At 63.4% G+C, this 20,160-nt stretch carries 13 protein-coding genes and 1 other RNA gene; 4 read left to right on the top strand and 10 right to left on the bottom strand.

Features of this window, described 5'->3' with window-relative positions:
- Positions 1-23: 23 nt before the first annotated feature.
- The 3 genes from SJY18_RS12990 to SJY18_RS12980 form a co-directional block, all read right to left on the bottom strand.
- Positions 24-1,532, bottom strand: a complete 1,509-nt coding sequence (locus SJY18_RS12990) for a malate:quinone oxidoreductase (protein ID WP_337337464.1) — start codon at positions 1,530-1,532, stop codon at positions 24-26.
- A gap of 91 nt (positions 1,533-1,623) precedes the next feature.
- Positions 1,624-2,700 (bottom strand): aspartate-semialdehyde dehydrogenase, encoded by a 1,077-nt coding sequence (locus SJY18_RS12985; protein ID WP_396667871.1) that lies wholly within the window; start codon positions 2,698-2,700, stop codon positions 1,624-1,626.
- Between the two features lie 39 nt (positions 2,701-2,739).
- Positions 2,740-4,026 (bottom strand): aspartate kinase, encoded by a 1,287-nt coding sequence (locus SJY18_RS12980; RefSeq protein WP_337337462.1) that lies wholly within the window; start codon positions 4,024-4,026, stop codon positions 2,740-2,742.
- A gap of 191 nt (positions 4,027-4,217) precedes the next feature.
- Here SJY18_RS12980 and SJY18_RS12975 point away from each other — a divergent pair, with 191 nt between their 5' ends.
- A complete protein-coding gene (locus SJY18_RS12975) occupies positions 4,218-5,615 on the top strand; it encodes a threonine/serine exporter ThrE family protein (protein ID WP_396667870.1) in 1,398 nt (465 codons plus the stop codon).
- 7 nt (positions 5,616-5,622) lie between these two features.
- Here SJY18_RS12975 and recR read toward each other — a convergent pair whose 3' ends face one another.
- The 7 genes from recR to ffs all read right to left on the bottom strand — a co-directional run bounded on the left by recR (position 5,623) and on the right by ffs (position 15,438).
- Complete coding sequence (recR, locus tag SJY18_RS12970; RefSeq protein WP_396667869.1) at positions 5,623-6,216, bottom strand: recombination mediator RecR; 594 nt, start codon at positions 6,214-6,216, stop codon at positions 5,623-5,625.
- Positions 6,217-6,219: 3 nt separating this feature from the next.
- Entirely contained in the window at positions 6,220-8,466 is a 2,247-nt protein-coding gene (locus SJY18_RS12965) for a DNA polymerase III subunit gamma and tau (protein ID WP_396667868.1), read from the bottom strand.
- Between the two features lie 66 nt (positions 8,467-8,532).
- Positions 8,533-11,076 carry a glycosyl hydrolase family 65 protein gene (locus tag SJY18_RS12960; protein ID WP_337337458.1) on the bottom strand — a complete coding sequence of 848 codons (2,544 nt, stop codon included), beginning with the start codon at positions 11,074-11,076 and terminating at the stop codon, positions 8,533-8,535.
- A complete protein-coding gene (locus tag SJY18_RS12955) occupies positions 11,073-11,834 on the bottom strand; it encodes an HAD family hydrolase (RefSeq protein ID WP_396667867.1) in 762 nt (253 codons plus the stop codon). The genes SJY18_RS12960 and SJY18_RS12955 overlap by 4 nt, the downstream gene beginning before the upstream one ends.
- An 88-nt stretch (positions 11,835-11,922) precedes the next feature.
- Complete coding sequence (locus SJY18_RS12950) at positions 11,923-13,152, bottom strand: acetate kinase (RefSeq protein ID WP_337337456.1); 1,230 nt, start codon at positions 13,150-13,152, stop codon at positions 11,923-11,925.
- Positions 13,149-15,287 carry a phosphate acetyltransferase gene (gene pta, locus SJY18_RS12945; RefSeq protein WP_396667866.1) on the bottom strand — a complete coding sequence of 713 codons (2,139 nt, stop codon included), beginning with the start codon at positions 15,285-15,287 and terminating at the stop codon, positions 13,149-13,151. Before pta ends, SJY18_RS12950 begins: the two co-directional genes overlap by 4 nt.
- A 54-nt stretch (positions 15,288-15,341) precedes the next feature.
- Positions 15,342-15,438: signal recognition particle sRNA small type (gene ffs, locus SJY18_RS12940), an RNA gene on the bottom strand.
- Between the two features lie 205 nt (positions 15,439-15,643).
- Here ffs and SJY18_RS12935 point away from each other — a divergent pair.
- From SJY18_RS12935 to SJY18_RS12925, 3 genes are read left to right on the top strand one after another with little or no spacing between them, the layout of a single operon-like run.
- Positions 15,644-16,612, top strand: a complete 969-nt coding sequence (locus SJY18_RS12935; RefSeq protein WP_396668923.1) for an AAA family ATPase — start codon at positions 15,644-15,646, stop codon at positions 16,610-16,612.
- Positions 16,613-16,619: 7 nt separating this feature from the next.
- The gene (locus SJY18_RS12930; protein ID WP_396667865.1) at positions 16,620-17,867 is read left to right on the top strand and encodes a DUF58 domain-containing protein; all 1,248 of its coding nucleotides are present in this window, start codon (positions 16,620-16,622) and stop codon (positions 17,865-17,867) included.
- Positions 17,854-20,160: a transglutaminaseTgpA domain-containing protein gene (locus SJY18_RS12925; RefSeq protein ID WP_396667864.1), complete on the top strand. Its 2,307-nt coding sequence runs from the start codon at positions 17,854-17,856 to the stop codon at positions 20,158-20,160. The genes SJY18_RS12930 and SJY18_RS12925 overlap by 14 nt, the downstream gene beginning before the upstream one ends.

The raw sequence follows: 20,160 nt of genomic DNA, 5'->3' as shown, positions 1-20,160 counted from the left end.
GCGACCGCGGCAATCTGCCAAACCTAGGCGGTGAGCGAAAGTGTGTCTGCGGTCTCGCCAAGCACCTTCTTGGCAACAGCGGGCTGCGGGTTGAGCGACTCGCCAAAGTTAGGAATGAGCTCACGCAAGCGAGGCTCCCACTCGTCGATCCGGTCGGGGAAGCACGTGTTCAACAGGTTCAGCATGATCGACACCGCCGTTGACGCGCCCGGAGACGCGCCGAGCAGACCAGCGATAGAGCCATCGGCCCCGGTGATGACCTCGGTACCGAATTGCAGCACGCCGCCCTTGTCTTTGTCCTTCTTCATGACCTGCGCGCGCTGGCCCGCTTGAAGAAGCTCCCAGTCGTCATCCTTGGCCGTGGGCACGAAGGTGCGGAGGCTGTCGACCTTGGCTTTGTGGTTTTTGACGAGCTCGCTCATGAGATAGGTGATCAGGCTCGGATTGTCGATGGCGACTTTCAGCATGGGCCACAGGTTGCCGGGGCGCACCTGGGTGACGATGTCGAACATCGAACCGTTCTTCAAGAACTTCGGGCTGAACGTCGCGAATGGTCCGAACAGCAACGAAGTCTCACCGTCAACTACGCGCGTGTCGAGGTGAGGAACCGACATCGGCGGAGCGCCGACTGATGCCTGCGAGTACACCTTGGCTTGGTGTTGCGCGACGATCTCAGGGTTCGATGTTTTGAGCCACTGCCCACCGATCGGGAACACTCCGTAGCCTGAGATCTCAGGGATGCCCGAGCTCTGCAGCAGCTTGATCGCCCAGCCACCGGCGCCGACGAACACGAATCGTGCATTCGTTTTTCCGGGCGTACGGCCCAGCGAGTTGCGCCAGTGAATGTCCCAGGTGCCGTCCTTCAGACGCTTGAGCTTTCGCACCTCGCGATTGGTGACAACGTCGGCCCCCTTCGCCTGAAGGTGAGTGAAGAGTTGGCGGGTGAGTGCGCCGAAGTCAACGTCGGTTCCCGCCGGAACGCGGGTGGCGGCGAATGGCTCATCGGTCTTGCGGCGCTTCTGCATCAGCAAGGGTGCCCACTGGTTGATGACGCGTGAATCTTCGGAGTATTCGATTCCGGCGAACAGCGGCTCCTTCTTGAGCGCCTCGTAGCGCTTCTTGAGGTAGGCCACATCTTTCTCACCGCGAACGAACGTCATGTGAGGGGTCGAGTTGATGAACGTCGTGGGCGCGTCGAGCACACCTTCGTCGACGAGCGTCGACCACAGCTGGCGACTCAGCTGAAACTGCTCGTTGATCGAGATCGCCTTTGCCGCGTCGACGGAACCGTCTTTGCCTGCGGGCATGTAGTTGAGCTCGCACAGGGCAGCGTGACCGGTGCCCGCGTTGTTCCAGGCGTTCGAACTTTCGAGCGCGACATCGTGCAGACGTTCGTAGACGGCGATCTTCCAGTCTGGCTGGAGTTCAGCGAGGAGTGTTCCCAGGGTGGCGCTCATGATTCCGCCACCAATGAGAACGACATCCACCGTCTCGTCACGCCCGTGGGTGCTGTTCACAGGAGATTCGGTCACCGAACAATTCTAGGCGCGCTCAGAACACCTGCTGACCGCAAGACGCGCTCAGAAGGCGAAAGGTTGTCGATTCTTATTCGACAGCCGAACTTCAGACCGCAGCCGGAGCCGACAAGTTCGCCGCGACGAGCTCGGCGATCTGCACGGCGTTCAACGCGGCGCCCTTGCGCAGATTGTCGTTGGAGATGAACACTACGAGGCCCTTGCCTTCGGGCGCGGACTGGTCTGCGCGAACACGACCCACGAAACTCGGGTCTTTGCCCGCTGCCTGCAATGGCGTCGGCACCTCATCAAGAACAACACCCGGGGCTTGTGCGAGCACCTCGCGCGCGCGATCCGGCGTGATGTCTCGATCAAACTCGGCATGAATCGAAAGCGAGTGGCCGGTGAAGACAGGCACGCGTACGCACGTTCCTGCGACGAGCAGATCGGGAAGCTCAAGAATCTTGCGGCTCTCGTTGCGCAGTTTCTTCTCTTCGTCTGTCTCGTTGAGCCCGTCGTCGACGAGGTTTCCGGCGAGCGGGATCACGTCGAACGCGATGGGTGCCACGTACTTCTCTGGCTCAGGAAAGTCGACCGCCGACCCGTTGCGCACGAGGTCAAGCGTGTGTCCCTGAGCGAGCACGCCCTCTACCTGTCCGAGGAGCTCTTGAGCGCCGGCAAGGCCGGACCCCGACACTGCCTGGTAGGTGGAGACGATGAGACGAGTGAGACCCGCTTCAACGTGCAGCGGCTTGAGCACCGGCATCGCAGCCATGGTGGTGCAGTTGGGGTTCGCGATGATTCCCTTGGGCGGGTTCACAATTGCGTGCGGGTTGACCTCGCTGACCACGAGCGGCACGTCGGGGTCCATGCGCCATGCGCTGGAGTTGTCGATGACCGTTGCACCTGCGGCAGCGAAACGAGGAGCGTGGGCACGACTGCCTGTCGCCCCCGCGCTGAAAAGCGCAACGTCGATACCCGCTGGGTCGGCGGTCGCAACGTCTTCGATGATGATGGTTTCGCCCGCAAACTCAACCGCTGTACCCGCAGAGCGGGAGGTTGCGAACAACCGAAGCTCACGAATGGGAAAGCTGCGCTCAGCCAGAATCTCGAGCATGACCGTCCCGACCTGGCCGGTGGCGCCGACGATGGCGACCGAGATTCCTGATTCAGAGATGCGGGTCATGATGTTCCCTTGCGAGTATCGATGTGCGAAAGGCTGATTCTACCGGCCGGTGCCGGCATGCACGACGACGTCGACGTCGCCGTCGAGTCCGTAAGCCGTGTGCACGAGCCGGGCCGCTTCGGCGAGGTCGTCACCGCGCAACACGACTGAAATGCGGATCTCCGAGGTCGAGATCATCTCGATGTTGATCCCCGACACGCTCAGCGCTTCGAACAGCGTTGCTGACACGCCCGAGTGAGTGCGCATTCCTGCACCGACAACCGACAACTTTCCGATCTGGTCGTCGTGCACCAAACTCGCGAAACCGACTTCATCTTGCTCGGCGGCGAGGGCCTTCATGGCTGTCGCCGAGTCGGACTTTGGCAGGGTGAACGAGATGTCGGTGCGCCCGCTGGTTGACACCGACACGTTCTGGACGATCATGTCGACGTTCGCACCAGACTTGGCGACGATCTTGAAGATCTCAGCGGCCTTGCCCGGCACATCGGGAACTCCGATGACCGTGATCTTGGCCTGACTCATATCGGTCGCAACTCCCGCGACAACTGGCTCTTCCATCTTTTCTCCCTCTACGCCATCGGGAAGCGACATTCCCTCGCCGAGCACGTATGTGCCGGTGCTTGAACTGAATGTGGAACGGGCGTGAATGAGCACGCCGTGACGACGGGCGTATTCAACGGCCCTGATGTAAAGAACTTTCGCACCGTTCGCGGCGAGTTCGAGCATTTCTTCTGCAGAAACGACGCCGAGCTTTCGCGCCTTCGCGACCACTCGCGGGTCAGCAGTGAAGATGCCGTCGACGTCGCTGTAGATCTCGCAGACATCTGCATTGAGAGCCGCGGCAAGTGCCACTGCGGTGGTGTCGGATCCGCCCCGGCCGAGCGTCGTGATGTCGCGAGTATCGCGGTTGAACCCCTGAAATCCGGCGACGATGACGATCGCTCCTTCGTCAAGGGCTTCGCGCAGGCGAACCGGCGTGACGTCGACGATGCGCGCTGCGCCGTGCGTAGCATCCGTGATCATTCCGGCTTGACTGCCGGTGAACGAGCGCGCCTCGAAACCCATCGAGTGAATAGCCATCGCCAACAGCGCCATCGAGATGCGCTCGCCGCTCGACAGCAGCATGTCGAGTTCACGCGGCGCTGGCATGGGGGCAACCTGTGACGCGAGATCGAGAAGCTCGTCGGTGGTGTCACCCATCGCGCTGACGGCAACGACCACATCGTGTCCGGCCCTGCGTGCATCGACAATGCGCTTGGCAACTCGTTTGATGCTCACAGCATCGGCGACAGAGGAACCGCCATATTTCTGGACGATCAGGGCCACGTTGAAACTCCTGGAGGTGCCGATCGGCACGCGTGGTGGGGATTGAGGAGAGCGATCGGATGCCGCGTCTCAGCATCCATCCTATTCAGGCCCTCATGCACACTCGTTCATGTGACATTTGTGGGCGCGCGAGCAGGACGCTCAGATACGATCGAGGGCGAGTTCCAAGACAACGAAAGTGAGCGGTAGCGATGCCTCCACAGCGCCGCAAGATTTTCAGCTCGCTCGGCGGTCTCGTGCATACGAATGTCGCCTCGACGGCGCTTACCGAGGCTCTTCCCGTTGTCGATGAAACGCTCGCCGTTCGCATTCTCGATCTCGCCATCCGCATCGGCGAGACGATGTTGGTCTCGGGCGCACCCGCGAGCGAGGTGACCCTGACCATCATTCGGGTGTCGGCGGTCTACGGACTAGACCCGGTGCACGTTGACGTCACCTACAACTCGATCACCGTCGCCCACCATCAGTCGGGCGCGACGCGACCGATCACCCTGATGCGGGTCGTCAAAGGCGCGGTCACCGACCACGACAAGCTGCAGCGTCTACAGGCGCTGCTTGCCGACATCACCACCGGTCTCGCCCTTGATCAGGCGATTGAACGCTATCGCCAGATCCGTCGCACACCGTTTCTCTACCGGCCAGCAATTGTCGTCGCCGCGCAGGCGCTTCTCGCCGTGGGCGTCGCCGTCATGTTCGGTGGAAACTGGCTCGTCATGGTGCTGGCTTTCATCGCGGCCGGGGCTGCCGCGCTCACCCAGCTCGGGCTCGCCCGACTGCGTGTGCCACACTTCTTCAGTCAGATCGCCGGCGCGTTCGTGCTCACCATGGTGGCGGCTGTCGCCCAGCTGTTGCGTCTCACAGGTTGGGCCGATGCTGACATGGTGCGCCCGTCGATCATCGTGGCCTCAGGCGTCGTGCTCATGCTCGCGGGCCTCACTGTCGTTGGCGCGGCTCAGGACGCCATCGACGGGTTCGCACTTACCGCAACCGGACGCATCCTTGAGCTGATGACGCAGACCTTGGGTGTGGTGCTGGGAATTCTGGTGGGTTTGCAGACAGCGCGTGTGATCGGGCTCGGCATGGATGCTCCCAATGACGCACTCCCCCTTGGTCCGATCCCGCTACAGTTTGCCGGCGCCGCAGTGATCGCAGTTTCCGTTGCGGTGTTCAACGGCGCGCGCTCACGAATCATCGTGGTCAGCGCAGTCTTGAGCTTGATTGCATGGCTCGGCTATCTCGCGTCAAGTGCGATCGGCTTTGACGCCGCGACGGCCGCGGGGATTGGCGCATTCGCCGGCAGCGTGGTCGGCATCATGGTGGCCTATCGCTTGCACGTGCCTTCCGTCGCCATCACTACCGCTGCCATCCTGCCGCTGGTGCCCGGTGCCGCGGTTTTTCGCGGTTTGCTGACAATCGTCGAAGCAAATGCGACCCCAGAGCTGATTCTGACCGGATTCGGCATTCTTGTCGGAGCCGCGGTGGTGGGCATCGCGCTCGCCGTTGGCGCTTCGCTGGGTATCTATGTTGGCCAGCCGCTACGAGGCACCCTCGCCAGCGTCACCCGCCCGCGCACGCGAACGCGCCGGTAGAGCGTCGTCACATCGAGCGACGGCCCTCAAAAGCGCGGCCAAGCGTCACTTCATCGGCGTACTCCAGGTCGCCGCCGACGGGAAGGCCGGAAGCAAGGCGGGTCACACTGATCTCGAGCGAGTGCAGCAGGCGGCTGAGGTACGTCGCCGTCGCTTCGCCTTCGAGGTTCGGATTCGTCGCAAGAATCACTTCTTGCACAGTGCCGTCGGCGAGGCGCTGCATCAATTGCGTGACGCGCAGATCATCAGGGCCGATGCCAGCAATCGGGCTGATCGCTCCGCCGAGCACGTGGTACAGGCCTCTGAACTCGCGGGTGCGTTCAATCGCCGACACGTCTTTCGCGTCTTCGACCACGCAGATCAGGGTGTTGTTGCGCCGAGGGTCGCGGCAGATGGAGCAGCGATCTTGCTCAGAGACATTGCCGCAGATGTCGCAGAAGCGCACTTTGTCGCGCACTTCGCTCAGCAGCAGTGCCAGGTGCGACACATCGAAGTTCGGGGACTGCAGAATGTGGAACGTGATGCGCTGCGCTGACTTCGGCCCGATCCCGGGAAGCCTGCCGAACTCATCGATGAGGTCTTGAACGATGCCTTCGTACATGGGCTAGTTGAACCTCGTCGGGGACTCGTATGGCTCTTCGCGGACAAACGTCGCGCCGAGCACCTGCCGTACAACGGCTTCGCCGTAGCGCTGCACCCCGTCGACGCGTGAAGTCACCGTGGGGGCAAGCGGAGGTGCGACAACGGGAGGAATCGGCACCTCGGCGGTGTGGTCGGTGCCAAGGTCATCGTCGTCGTCGCGCGTTGGCGCAGCGTCGAGATCGCGCGCAGGCAGCACGCGGCCTTCGGGCGGAGCGATCGTGGTGACGGGCGCCGATGCGGAACCGGTCGGGGCATCTTCGGGTTCGTCGTCGACTGCGAACTGCGCTGGCGGCTCTGCGAACGCAGCGGGGCCAGGGTCGGGAGGCGGAGCGTCTGCATCCGAGGGGATCGAAGCAACCGCCCACTCGGTCACCGGCGCGGCGGCGCTGGGCGCCGAACGCGGGACGGCCGAGGCGCGCTGTGAGCTAGAAGGGGGACGAGATGCGGCTGTCTGCGACGATGACGCGGGTTGCGAAGGTCTCGAAGCCTGCCCGCTGGGCGCGGCGTCGGACGGACCAGACGGCGTGGCAGACGGATTCGGTTTCTCCGGCGCTGGGCGCTGGTCGGGTGCGTGCTTCGCGAGGTACTTCACGCGCAGACCGACGACGCCGATAATCGCCTGACGAAGGTCTTCGCTGGGGCCCGTGCCGGCGTTCAGTTTTCGGAACTTGTCGATGTCGCCCGGGCTGCTGAAGGTGAGCGTGAGCACATCGTCGGCGAGGTCGGCGACGTTGGCATTCGCAACGAGCAACCAGGATGTGCGGCTGATGCCTTCGAGCACACCCATGATCTGCGTCCACGACGCGCGCATACGCTCTAGGTTCACCGGACCAGCCGGCACAGGTGCGGTCGCAGCGGGTGACGGCGCGTTGAGGGCGGGTTCCGCTGCCGGGCGCGAAGCGGGTGCAGAAGGATGAGACGGCGACGAGGGTGCGACTGGTTCTGCTGCTGCCGGCTGTGCCGGCTGGCCTACCGGGGCGGGCGCCGCCGGCGCAGCGGTAACGGGTGCTGCTGGCGGCGTGTTCTGGGCTGCGCCGCTCACGTTCTGGGCGGCGCTGCCAGCTGACGCTGCGGGCGCCTGCGCTCCAGCAGCAGCCCGCGCGAGAACCCGTGCGACCATCAGCTCGAGCTGCAACCGCGGCGATGTCGCGCCGGTCATGTCGTCGAGAGTGCCAATGACCAGATCGGCTGTCTGCGACAGCCGTGCTGCGCCAAACGCGTCGGCCTGTCGTTGCATGCGAACAAGATCCTCGGCTGACATCCCGCGCAATACCGCGGCTGCCCCTTGCCCCGTCGCGGCTACGACAATCAGATCGCGCAGACGTTCGAGAAGGTCGTCGACGAATCGGCGTGGATCTTGACCTGTCTGCACGACTCGGTCGACTGCTGCGAATGCTGCTGCGGCGTCACGAGCGGCGAATGCGTCGACCACTTCGTCGAGCAGCTCCGCGTGGGTGTATCCGAGCAATGCAACGGCGCGCTCATACCTGACCGTCACCGAACCTGATTCTTCAGACGGATCGGAGCCTGCAATCAGCTGGTCGAGCAATGAGAGCGTGTCTCGCGGTGAGCCGCCGCCAGCGCGAACGACGAGTGGCAATACCCCCGCTTCGACCCCGACCGCCTCGGTCTGGCACATCTGTTCGACGTAGTCGAGCATCGCGCCCGGAGGCACAAGGCGGAACGGGTAGTGGTGGGTGCGTGAGCGGATCGTGCCGATGACCTTCTCGGGCTCGGTCGTCGCGAAGATGAACTTGACGTGGTCGGGCGGCTCTTCGACAAGCTTCAGCAGTGCGTTGAAGCCCTGGGGCGTGACCATATGCGCTTCGTCGAGGATGAAGATCTTGAAACGGTCCCTCGCGGGGGCGAACACCGCTCGCTCGCGCAAGTCACGCGCGTCATCGACGCCGTTGTGCGAAGCTGCGTCAATCTCTACGACGTCGAGCGAACCGCTACCCCCGCGACCGAGTTCGACGCAGCTGTCGCACTCCCCGCACGGCGTATCGGTCGGGCCCTTCGCGCAGTTCAAGCAGCGCGCAAGAATGCGTGCCGAGGTGGTCTTGCCGCAACCGCGTGGCCCCGAAAAAAGGTAGGCGTGGCCCACGCGATCGCCGCGCAGCGCGGTCATCAACGGGTCGGTCACCTGTGACTGACCGATCATCTCGCCAAACGCTTCAGGGCGGTAGCGGCGGTACAGAGCTGTGGTCACGGCACCAGCCTACGGCGTGGCACCGACACGGTTACTGCTACGCCGCTTTCTGGTAGCCGCAATCGATCACGCGTCAGCGCCACGTTCGATATCTGCGGGCGCTCCAATGACCGGCATCGAGGTGGTTACCGTCGGTACCGAAGCTGAAAGCAGCGACCCGTCTTCGCGACGTTGATTGGCGAAGTCACCCAAAGATGGCTTGCCCTCGATCACCGGACCCTGGTCGTCAAGCGCCACGCGAACGGTCTCGCCGGCGCCCACCACGTATCCCGTGCCGCGGACGCTGAACGAGACAGGTGGGCCGTCGTCCGCGGCGACAGCGATCTCATCGCGCGTGATGCTCACCTCGAGCCTGGTGCCGCCCCAGTGCAAAGGGAAGGTGAGCGACGGCCACGCCTCAGGAAGACGCGGATCAAACGACAGTTCCCCGAAATGATCCCGCATGCCGCCGAAGCCAGAAACCAGTGCAGTCCACACGCCGCCAGCGGATGCGACGTGCACGCCGTCGGAAGCGTTGTTGTGAAGGTCGGCGAGGTCGACAAAAAGCGACTCGCGGAAGTACTCCAAAGCGAGGTCTTGGTACCCGACCTCTGCGGCCAGAATCGCCTGCACGACTGCCGACAGCGTCGAGTCCCCCGTGGTTAGTGCGTCGTAGTACTCGAAGTCGGCGAGCTTCTCTTCGGGGGTGAAGTGATTGCCCTGCAGAAACAGCGCGAGAACAACGTCAGCTTGCTTCAGCACTTGGTACCGGTAGATGACCAACGGGTGATAGTGCAACAGCAGCGGGTGCTTGTCGGCGGGTGTGTTCTCAAGATCCCAGATCTCGCGTTCGAGGAACACCTGATCTTGGGGATGGATGCCGAGGCTTGGGCTGAAGGGAATGTGCATCGCCTCCGCGGCGCGATCCCAGGCCGCGGGCTCATCTTCGCCCAGGTCGAGTCGGTCCACCATTCGGCGATAGACCTCGCCATCGACCTCGGCCATCTCGCGAATCGTGCGTGCGGCGAAACGAAGGTTGAACCGTGCCATCACGTTCGTGAACAGATTGTCGTTCACGACCGTGGTGTACTCGTCTGGCCCGGTGACACCGTGAATATGGAACGTGTCGCCCTCACTGCGCGCCTCACCGATGCGTCGGTTTTCGCCCGTGCTCGAGCGCCAAAAACCCAGGGTCGCCCACAGACGTGCTGTTTCAACGGCGATATCGACACCCTCGCGGTGCAAGAAGTCTTCATCGCCGGTGGCGCGCACGTATTTCGCCAGCGCAAAGCTCACGTCGGCGTTGATGTGATACTGCGCCGTGCCGGCCGCGTAGTATGCGGACGCTTCTTCGCCGCTGATGGTGCGCCAGGGAAAGAGCGCGCCGGCTTCGTTGAGCTGATAGGCGCGGCGACGTGCCGCAGGAAGCATGAGATAGCGCATGCGCAGGGCGTTGCGTGCCCACACGGGGGTTGTGTATGCGAGAAAGGGCAGCACGTAGATCTCGGTATCCCAGAAATAGTGCCCTGAATAGCCCGAACCGGTCACCCCTTTCGCAGGCACACCTTGACCGTCAGCTCGCGCTGCCGCCTGCGCGAGCTGGAACAGGCACCAGCGTGTGGCCTGCTGCAACTCATCATCTCCGCCGATCTGCACGTCAGAGCGGTGCCAGAAGCCATCGAGCCAAGCGCGCTGCCGCGCGAATTGCGGTTCGATCCCTTCGGAAAGCACACGATCAACCGAGCGGCGACAGCGATCAACGAGTTCGCGGGCGGGCACGCCGCGGGAGGTGTGATAGCTCACGATCTTGGTGACGCGCACCGGCACCCCAGCCTTCGCGCGCACGCGGAAGACATTCTTGGCGATGTCGGATTCGATCAACCGGCGCGCCGAGAACTCGTTCTCTGTTTCGATGACATGATCCGCGACGACAGCGATCGTCATGCCTGATTCCGAGACCCGATAAGACAATGCTGAACGCTCACCGTCCTGCCAGTACTCCTGGGGTTGCAGCACCCGTTCGCTGATGCGCTCGGCCTTGCGCGGGTCGAACCCAGCCTTCTTGGGAGCTTTGGGCGTGCCACCGTAGACGTCTTCACCGTCTTGGCGATTGAGCAGCTGGCAGCTCACCGTGACGGGGGCATCTGCGTTGAGCACGGTCACGTCGACCGACATGATCACGAGGTGCTTCTCTTCGAACGACACCATCCGCTCGAAGTCGATGCGCACATCTTTGCCTGATGGCGTCGTCCAGCGGATGTTGCGGCGCAATACCCCGTCACGCATGTCGAGAGAACGTTCGTACTCCCGCACGTCGGCCAGGTCGAGCGAGAGCGGCTCGTCATCGACGTAGACGCGCATCACCTTCGCATCGGGGGCATTGATGATCGTCTGTCCGACCTCGGCGAAACCATATGCCTGCTCGGCATGCCGAATCGGGAACGTTTCGTGAAATCCGTTCACGAAGGTGCCGTACTCGTGACCGTGGCGCCCTTCCGGATGGTTTCCACGAAGTCCGAGGTAGCCGTTGCCCGTGGCAAACAGCGTTTCGGTGACACCCGAGCTGTCGAGGTCGAATGATGACTCGACGAGTCGCCACGGGTCTACCGGAAAGCGGTCACGGTTGATCATGCAGTCGGCTCCTCATCGGCCACGTTCGGTTCCACAAATTCGCCAAGGTCGTTCACGACGATGTTGGCTCCAGCTCCAAACAGCGCTTCGGCGCCGGCGCCGCGATCAACGGCCACCACCAGGCCGAACTTGCCCGCAGCAGCGGACTCGACGCCGCTCAGCGCGTCTTCGACGGCGACGCTTCGGGCCGGGTCTACGCCCATCATGCGTGCGGCTTCGACGAACACGTCAGGAGCGGGCTTTGACGACAGATTGTCACGTTCCGCAATGACGCCGTCCATCACGACGGGAAAACGGTCTCGAATTCCGGCGACGGTGAGTACTTCTTGGGCATTCTTCGAACTCGAAACCACCGAGATGGGCACCCCTGCAGCATCCAACAAATCCATCAGCGCGAGCGATCCGGGATACGGCGCGATCCCTTCCTCACGCAAGACCGCTTCGAAGTATGTGTTCTTTCGATTCCCGATGCCGCATACAGTATTAGCCGCTGGCTCGTCATCGGGGTGCCCCCATGGCACTTCGATATCGCGCGACCTCAGCAAGCTCGCGACACCGTCATATCGCTTCTTGCCGTCGAGATAGTCGAAGTAGTCGCGTTCGGTGTAGGCGGGGTCGACATCCCACTCGGTGAAGAGTTGTGTGAACATCGTCTGCCACGCGTGCATGTGCACTTCGGCCGTGGGAGTGAGCACCCCGTCAAGGTCGAAAAGTACGGCGTCGTAGTCAGTCAGGTCGGGCAGTGCATTCGCGGTCACGAAGCCTCCAGCGATGTGTGGATGTCGGACATCGGCTCGCCTTCGCGCCGTCGTGCCAGCGTAGCGCGGCCCGGGCGCGCGGCGTCAATCATGATCTCGCCACGCTCAGCGTCTGGCGAGCAATCTCCAGCTCTTCATCGGTAGGTACCACCAGAACCGTTACGGGCGAAGCATCCGTCGAGATCACACGGATGCCACGCTCGGACGAAAGATTGCGTTCGCTATCGATCTCGATCCCTGCAAAGCCGAGAGTCTCAAGCGCACTCGCTCTGACCAGCGGCGCGTTCTCGCCCACGCCCGCGGTGAACGAGATGACATCGACGCCGCCCAACTGCGCGAGGTAGGCCCCCGCGTAGGCACGCAGCCGGTGAACATAGACCTCGTAGGCGAGCAGCGCATGCTTGTCACCGTCTTCGATCGCCGCTTTCAGATCGCGGTGGTCTGACATGCCTGCCATGCCCATCAGCCCGCTGCGCTTGTTCAGCAGTTGATCGAGCTCGTCGATCGTCATGCCTTCGCGCCGAGCCAGATGAAGCAGCACCGCTGGATCAAGATCACCCGAGCGGGTTCCCATCACCAGCCCCTCCAACGGGGTCAGACCCATCGAGGTCTCCACTGAGCGTCCACGGTCGATCGCCGCTGCCGACGCCCCGTTGCCGAGGTGAAAGACGATCTGGCGCAACTCGCTGTTGGGGCGGCCGAGGAATGCGGCGGCCGCCTCGCTCACGAATTTGTGCGACGTGCCGTGGAATCCGTAGCGGCGGATGCGATGCGCCTCGGCGAGCTTGCGATCGATGGCGTAGGTGTACGCCGCCGGAGGCAGAGTCTGGTGGAACGCGGTATCGAACACCGCGACGTGAGGCACGTCGGCGAACGTTTCGCGGGCCGCGACGATGCCGGCGAGGTTTGCCGGGTTGTGCAACGGAGCAAGCACCGACAGCTCAGAAATGTTGATCTCTACGAGGGGCGTGATGAGCGTCGGTTCGAAAAAGCGCGCTCCCCCATGCACGACACGATGTCCAACCGCAATCGGCGGGTGGTCTGCGAGAGCGGGCCCGTTCGCTGTGAAGGCGTCGATCATCACTTGGAAGCCGGCTGTGTGATCGGCGATTGGCATCTCTTGCACGTAGGAAGCGTCGAGCACCGCAGGAGCGTTCTCGCCGAGCGCGGCGGCGGGATAGACGGTGTGTTTAGCCCTGCCGATGTCTTCGCCGATGCGCTCCACCAGTCCCGAGGCGAGCGTCGCCTCGGTCTCCATGTCGATGAGCTGGTACTTGAACGACGACGAGCCGCTGTTGACCACGAGCACAGGAATCACGTGGAGCTCACTTCTTGCGCCTGGATCGCGGTGATCGCGATCGTGTTCACGATGTCAGACACAAGCGCTCCTCGCGACAGATCGTTGATCGGTTTGTTGAGACCCTGCAGCACCGGCCCCATCGCGACGGCGCCCGCCGAACGCTGCACCGCTTTGTAGGTGTTGTTGCCGGTGTTGAGGTCGGGAAAGATGAAGACCGTGGCACGACCGGCTACCTGCGACGTGGGCATCTTGGCCGCGGCAACGGCTGCATCGGCAGCAGCGTCGTACTGAATCGGCCCTTCCACCAACAGCTCGGGCTGGCGTTCACGCACCAGCGCCGTCGCTTCGCGTACCTTCTCAACGTCGGCGCCGGTGCCTGACTCCCCCGTGGAGTACGAGAGCATCGCCACTCGCACATCGATTCCGAACTGGCTCGCCGTCGCAGCCGATGAGATCGCAATATCGGCGAGCTGGCCGCTCGTGGGGTCGGGAATCACCGCGCAGTCGCCGTACACGAGCACGCGGTCGGCGAGCGCCATCAAGAAGACGCTTGACACCACCGATACGCCCGGCTTCGTCTTGATGATCTCGAACGCGGGGCGGATTGTGTGGGCTGTCGTGTGTGCGGCGCCTGACACCATCCCGTCGGCGAGACCGAGGTGAACCATCAGCGTTCCGAAGTACGACACGTCAGTGACTGTGTCAGCGGCCCGCTCCACCGTCATGCCCTTGTGCGCACGAAGCTTCGCGTACTCCTCAGCGAACTTGTGCACGTAGACGGCATCAAACGGCGAGAGTATCTCAGCGCCCTTCAGATCGAGCCCGAGCTCAAGTGCCCGCGCGCGCACTTCGATCGGTTCACCGAGAATCACGAGGTCGGCGATGTCGCGCTTGAGTACGGTCGCTGCCGCGCGCAAGACGCGGTCATCGGATCCTTCTGGCAGCACGATCTTGCGACGCTGCGAACGCGCGCGCTCAATAAGTTGAAACTCGAACATCAGCGGCGTTACGACGGTCGCTTCGGCGAGGCCGAACGCGCGCCGCAGTTCGTCAGTGTCAACGTTCTGTTCGAACAGCGCCAGCGCGGTGTCGTAGCGGCTACGCGAGTCGGCGGCCAGGCGCCCACGAGTGGACATGATGCGCAAGGTCGTTTCGTACGTGCCGTAGTCGGTCGTGATGATCGGCAAGCTCGAGCCCAGCCCGTCGAGAAGCTGCATTACGGGCTCAGGCACCTCGAATCCACCGTTGAGCACGATGCCCGCGAGCGAAGGGAAAGTTCCAGAAGCGTTCGCGAGCAGCGCCGCGAGCAGCACTTCGGTGCGGTCTGCGGGAATAACGACGACAGCGCCGTCGAAGAGGCGCGGCAACACGTTCACCATCGACATGCCCGCGACCACGACCCCGAGCGCCTCGCGCGTCAGCAATGTGGGGTCGCCCGAGAGCAACTCGCCTTCCACCGCGCGTTGCACGCCCCGCATCGACGGCGACACCAGAATGCGGTCTTCGGGAATCGTCCAAATCGGCACGGCCTCCGAACGCCCGAATGCTGAGGCCCCGATCGCCTGGTTGATCGCCGACACCGTGGCATCCATCTGCTCGGGGTCTGCGCGATTGGCGACAACGGCGAAGAGCTCTGCGCGGCCATGTGAGAGCTCTGCCAGCGCAAGTGAGGCGATCTGGCCCATTTCCGCCGCCGTGCGCGGAATGCTCGAACCGAGTTGCTCGGGCTGACCCTGCGCGGCACGCCCTCCGAGCACAAGAACGACGGGAGCACCCAGGTTCGCCGCGATACGGGCGTTGAAGGCGAGCTCGGCGGGGCTTCCCACGTCGGTGTAGTCGCTGCCCACGATGACTACCGCATCGCACTGCGCCTGCACAGCTTTGTAGCGTTCCACGATCGTCGCGAGCGCCGCTTCGGGATCGGCGCGCACATCGTCGTAAGTGACCCCGACGCACTCCTCGTACGCGAGGTCGACGCCGTCGTGAGCGAGCAGCATCTCGAGCACATAGTCGCGCTCGAGCGTGGAACGCGCGATCGCTCGAAACACCCCCACCTTCGGCGTCGCCGCGCTAAGCGCGTCGAGAACCCCCAAGGCAACGGTCGACTTTCCCGAATGACCTTCGGCTGACGTGATGAAAATGCTCTGCGCCACGGGCACCAGCCTAGAGGCTGTGATCAACGCAAATCGCGGATATGCCTGCAGAAAAAGTAAGACTCTCCGCGAACCCGGCAGAGCCTGGTTACCCTTGCTACGTTTCCGTCCTGGGGGAGTTGGCCTGGATGCCGCCTCGCGGAGAGCTGCCACAAGTCTAACCCGAGTGCGGGCGCCGTCAGCACGCGGCGCAAGTTAGAGCGCTGTTAATCCCACCCGGCCCGCGCGCTCGGGGTGATTGTTACGATTGCATAAAGGGCGATGGGGCCCGAATGACCGTCACCCGAGGCGGCACAAGGGAGGTCACGGTGGTTGACACCACGATGACGAGCACCGCACTGGATCTATCCGGCGACATGAACCCCGGTCGGTTTTCGGATGCTGCGGCCGCCATTGCCGCATCGGTGAGCACCGTCATCGACGGCAAGCCCGACGCGGTGCGAAGCGCATTGGTCTGTCTGCTGGCGGAAGGACATCTACTCGTCGAAGATGTGCCAGGCGTCGGCAAGACGATGCTCGCCCGCGCACTGGCGGCATCGGTCGATGCAACAGTGCGGCGCATTCAGTTCACCCCCGATCTGCTGCCCGGCGATGTAACGGGTGTCAGCGTGTTCAATCCGGTCGAACGCGAATTCGAGTTCAAACGCGGCGCGATATTCGCCAACATCGTGATCGCTGACGAGATCAACCGCTCGTCGCCCAAGACCCAGTCGGCGTTGCTCGAGGCGATGGAAGAAGTTCAGGTCACCGTCGATGGACACACCCACCATCTGCCCAAGCCGTTCTTGGTCGTCGCCACTCAGAATCCCCTCGAGATGGAAGGCACCTACGCACTGCCTGAGGCCCAGCGCGACCGATTCATGATGCGCGTTTCTATGGGCTACCCCGATCAGAAATCGGAGCAGCTCATGCTGCGCCAGCGCGATGCGGTGAACCCGCTCACCACTCTCGCTCCCGTGGTGACGTCAGCGCAGGTCAGCACTCTCATCACCTGGGCACGTTCGGTGCATGTCTCGCCCGCGGTCGAGGAGTACGCCGTATCGCTCGCCCACGCCACCCGGCATCATTCCGATCTACGACTGGGGGCAAGCCCTCGAGCAACACTCCAGCTCGTGCGGGCGGCCAAAGTATGGGCAGCGCTCGACGGTCGCCACTTTGTGATTCCAGACGATATTGCGGCGTTGCTCGTTCCGGTCTTCGCTCACCGGCTCATACCCACCCGCGCTGCGGGCGCAGGACGCGCCCGAGGCAGCACCGATGCCGTGACTGCGATCCTCGAACGGATCGCGGCAAGCACACGAGTGCCCATCGCGCCGAGGCAGTGACGCTCAGATGGTTCGCTGGTGGCCGCTGACAGCGCGGGGTACGGGCGCGCTTGCGCTTTCGGGCGTGTGCTTTGCGCTCGCACACGAGCTCGGCGTCACTGAGCTGCTCTACTTCGGTGTGCTGTTGCTCGCTGTGGTGCTCGCGAGCCTCGCGGCGGTGTCTCTCACTCGACGTACCGACACTGTGGTCAGAACGATCAGTCCCGAAGTCGCGCAGGTGGGCGAAGCGACCGTTGTCACGACTCGTGTGGGGGTACGCACGGCCGTGCCCACGCCGCCTGGCACCTGGCATGACACCCTGCCGAAGGGTCTGAGCGGCACCGCCGACGGCGTGCTCCCGGCGATTAATTCGGCCTTTCGCAACGGCGAGCGCACGGTTGAAGTTGCGTATGAGGTGACTGGTGAGGTTCGGGGAACCCGTTCTATCGGCCCGTTCTTCATCAGAACAAGCGACCCGTTCGGGCTTGCCGTGCGCCGCACGCGCTTCGACACTCGCACTTCCGTCACGGTCGCTCCCGCCTTGGTCGATGTGTCTGCGCTCAATCACTTCACCGGAGAATCCGGCGGGTTGCTGCACAGCGAAACCACCCAACTCGGCCAGGGCGCCGACAACCTCGTAGCGCGCCCGTATGCCTCTGGTGATTCCATGCGACGAATCCACTGGCGGGCAACAGCGCACCGCGACACCCTCATGGTGCGCCAAGAAGAGCAGGAGTCCACGCCCGAGGCCACTGTCGTGCTCGATCGAAGCGGCGAACGGTGGGGACGCCAGGCCCGCTACGCACCAGGGGGCGACGATGCCTTTGAAGCTGCCGTCTCAGCATGCGTTTCCGTCGTGGCTCGGCTCGTGCGCGACGGGTACACCGCCGAGGTGATCGACAGTGACGGCACCGTCTTGATAGAGCGAATCGACGGCGGTGATGTGAGTGAGCTCGACGAGATGCTCACGCAGTTCGCCGACGTGACCGCTCGCCGCGGCGATGACCTGCCTGACCTTGCCCGGCTGTTCACGGGGTCGGCGACGGGTCCGGTCGTTGTCATCACCGGGCAGTTGTCCTCGGCGGATGCTGATGCTCTCGCTCCCGCCGCGCACCACTCCAGCCTGCCCGTCTTGTTCGCTGTCGCCCCCGATGCCCAAGCCCTGGCATCAGCATCCGAAAGCGGCTGGCACGTCGGGCGGATAGACGTTGAGGGCGATTTCGCCGATGCGTGGCGTGAGGCGACAGGGCATGGAGCCAGCCATGTCGTGGCGTAACGCAGCCGCGTCGAGCGTGACGCCAGAGGTTGCCGAGATGCGAGTGTCTCGGCGTGGCGCCCGCACGCTCACGATCGCGGTCTACGCGGCGCTCACGGCCGCTCTGTTGCCCGTATTGAACGTGGTGGAACCGAGCGGGTGGCTGTTCGGCGCGCTCGCGCTTGCCGCTGTCATCTTGATGGCCGGATACTTCGCCCGCCGCGCCCGCCTGCCCGCGATCGCGGTCTCACTGATTGAGATCGTTCTTTGGGCATTGTTCATGACCGGCGCCTTTTTCGGCAGCACTGCCCTGTTCTGGGTGGTGCCGACGCCCGCGACGATCGACGCGTTGCCCACGGTATTGGCCGCAGCTCAAGACGAGATCATCCAGGGAGCAGCGCCCCTGGAGCCCTCCCTCGCGGTGTCCGTTCTCATTGTCGGCGCGATGGGGCTGTTGGCGATCATCATCGACCACGTGGTGATCACCGCACGCATGCCGTTGCTTGCGTCTGTCGGCTTGATCGCTGTTTCACTTATTCCCGCGATCGTCGTCAGCGATGAAGCCGACGTCATGTCGTTCATCTATCTGGCCGCGGCGATCCTCTTTCTGCTCCGCGCCGAGACGCGATCACGCGAGAAGCCCGCCGAACAGCAGGCCGAGCGGACGGCGGGCGTGCCCGCGACAGCGATGGGAATCGCCGCGATCGCCGTGGTCGTCGCAGTAGCGGCATCTCCCCTTCTGCCTGAACCGACTGTGCGCGTGGGCTCGCAATTCGGTGCGGGCCCGGGCATCGACGCTTCACTGTCACTGGGCGATGATCTACGCCAGCCAGATCCGATTGAAGTCATTCGGTACCAATCGAATGCTTCATCGCCCCCGTACTTGAGAGCCACGACGCTGTCACAGTTCGACGGAGCCGTCTGGGAACCCGATCCGTTGCGAACAGTGCCGCTGGAGAGTTCATCGGGGTTGGTCGAATTGAGCGTTGACGAAGATGTGCTCATCACCCCCGCCGAGACCTCAGTGTCTGTGGTGAACCTCGCCTCGTACTGGTTGCCGATCCCGTGGGCGGCAACAGCGGTGTCCGGGCTCGAGGGGTCGTGGTCTGCGGTGCCGGCGAATCGCACGGTGGTCTCACAGTCGGCGACTACTCAAGGCCAGCAATATGAGGTTTCTTCACTCGCAGCGCGCCCGACTCGCGAGCAGATTCGATCAATGGATGCTGCGCCGAGCCCGCGTATCGATGACGCCACCGTCGCTCTTCCCGACGACCTCCCGCCCATCATCGGAGAACTCGCTGCTGAGGTCACCGAGGGCACCACCAACGACTACGACGCGCTCATCGCGCTGCAGCGCTGGTTCCGTGGCGGTGAGTTTCGGTATTCCCTCGAAGCTCCCGTCGAAGACGGCTTCGATGGAAGCGGCGCCGATGCCGTGGCGGAGTTTCTCGAGGTTCGTGAGGGCTACTGCGTTCACTTCGCCGCCGCGTTCACGATGATGGCTCGCACTCTCGATATGCCGACACGTATTGTCGTGGGCTACCTGCCGGGCAACGTCACCGGCGAGGTCGAAGACGGCGAGCCGGTGTATTCGGTGATGAGTGACACCCTGCATTCCTGGCCCGAAGTCTATTTCGAAGGCGTCGGATGGGTCGGCTTCGAGCCGACAGCCGGCCTCGGCACGCCCACCGCCTTCGCCCCGGAATCGTTCACCCCGGGGGCTGCCGATAATTCGCTGACCGCGCAGCCCGAAGAGCGGCCGACCGCGACGTCGACGCCGGGAGCAGATCTGCAGGATCTCAATGTTCCTTTGGATGGCGCCAGCGGAGCCATTCGCGACGCGGAGACGAATTTCTATCCGGTGTTGGGCGCAGTCGTGTTCATTCTCGCTGCGCTGACGGCGCCCGCCATTATTCGCGCGGCGAGGCAACGGTCGCTCATTCGTTCAGCCAATGATGGCGATGCACTGGCCGCATGGGCGATCGTGCAGAACGCGGCGATCGATCTCGGTATCTCGGTTCCCGGTGCTGAAACTCCCCGAGCGTTCGCGAACCGCCTGGTGAGCGACCACGGAGCGTCGAGCGACGCGATGCAGACTCTTGTCTACGCGATCGAGCATGCGAGCTATTCCGGAACGATCGGCCGCAACTACGGTTTGACCGATGCTGCGGCTGCCGCGGCGGTCGAAGCGAGCGCTTCATTGTTCGCTCACGTTGCGGCCTCGAGGCGTGTTCTTGCCGTCGTCGTGCCGCGTTCTTTGCTTGTGCGACCGGGCAGTGTGTACGCGGGGGCAACCGGTCTACGTCAGGAGTGA

The sequence above is a fragment of the Microbacterium sp. R86528 genome (genome assembly GCF_044596335.1).
Lineage (GTDB): Bacteria > Actinomycetota > Actinomycetes > Actinomycetales > Microbacteriaceae > Microbacterium > Microbacterium marmarense.
This window is presented reverse-complemented; position numbering and strand designations above follow the sequence as displayed.

What these genes read in the sequence shown, in the direction of transcription:
- SJY18_RS12985 (WP_396667871.1), bottom strand. Translation starts at nt 2,700, where the DNA reads ATGACCCGCATCTCTGAATCAGGAATCTCGGTCGCCATCGTCGGCGCC.
- SJY18_RS12975 (WP_396667870.1), top strand. Translation starts at nt 4,218, where the DNA reads ATGCCTCCACAGCGCCGCAAGATTTTCAGCTCGCTCGGCGGTCTCGTG.
- recR (WP_396667869.1), bottom strand. Translation starts at nt 6,216, where the DNA reads ATGTACGAAGGCATCGTTCAAGACCTCATCGATGAGTTCGGCAGGCTT.
- SJY18_RS12960 (WP_337337458.1), bottom strand. Translation starts at nt 11,076, where the DNA reads ATGATCAACCGTGACCGCTTTCCGGTAGACCCGTGGCGACTCGTCGAG.
- SJY18_RS12935 (WP_396668923.1), top strand. Translation starts at nt 15,644, where the DNA reads ATGAACCCCGGTCGGTTTTCGGATGCTGCGGCCGCCATTGCCGCATCG.
- SJY18_RS12930 (WP_396667865.1), top strand. Translation starts at nt 16,620, where the DNA reads ATGGTTCGCTGGTGGCCGCTGACAGCGCGGGGTACGGGCGCGCTTGCG.
- SJY18_RS12925 (WP_396667864.1), top strand. Translation starts at nt 17,854, where the DNA reads ATGTCGTGGCGTAACGCAGCCGCGTCGAGCGTGACGCCAGAGGTTGCC.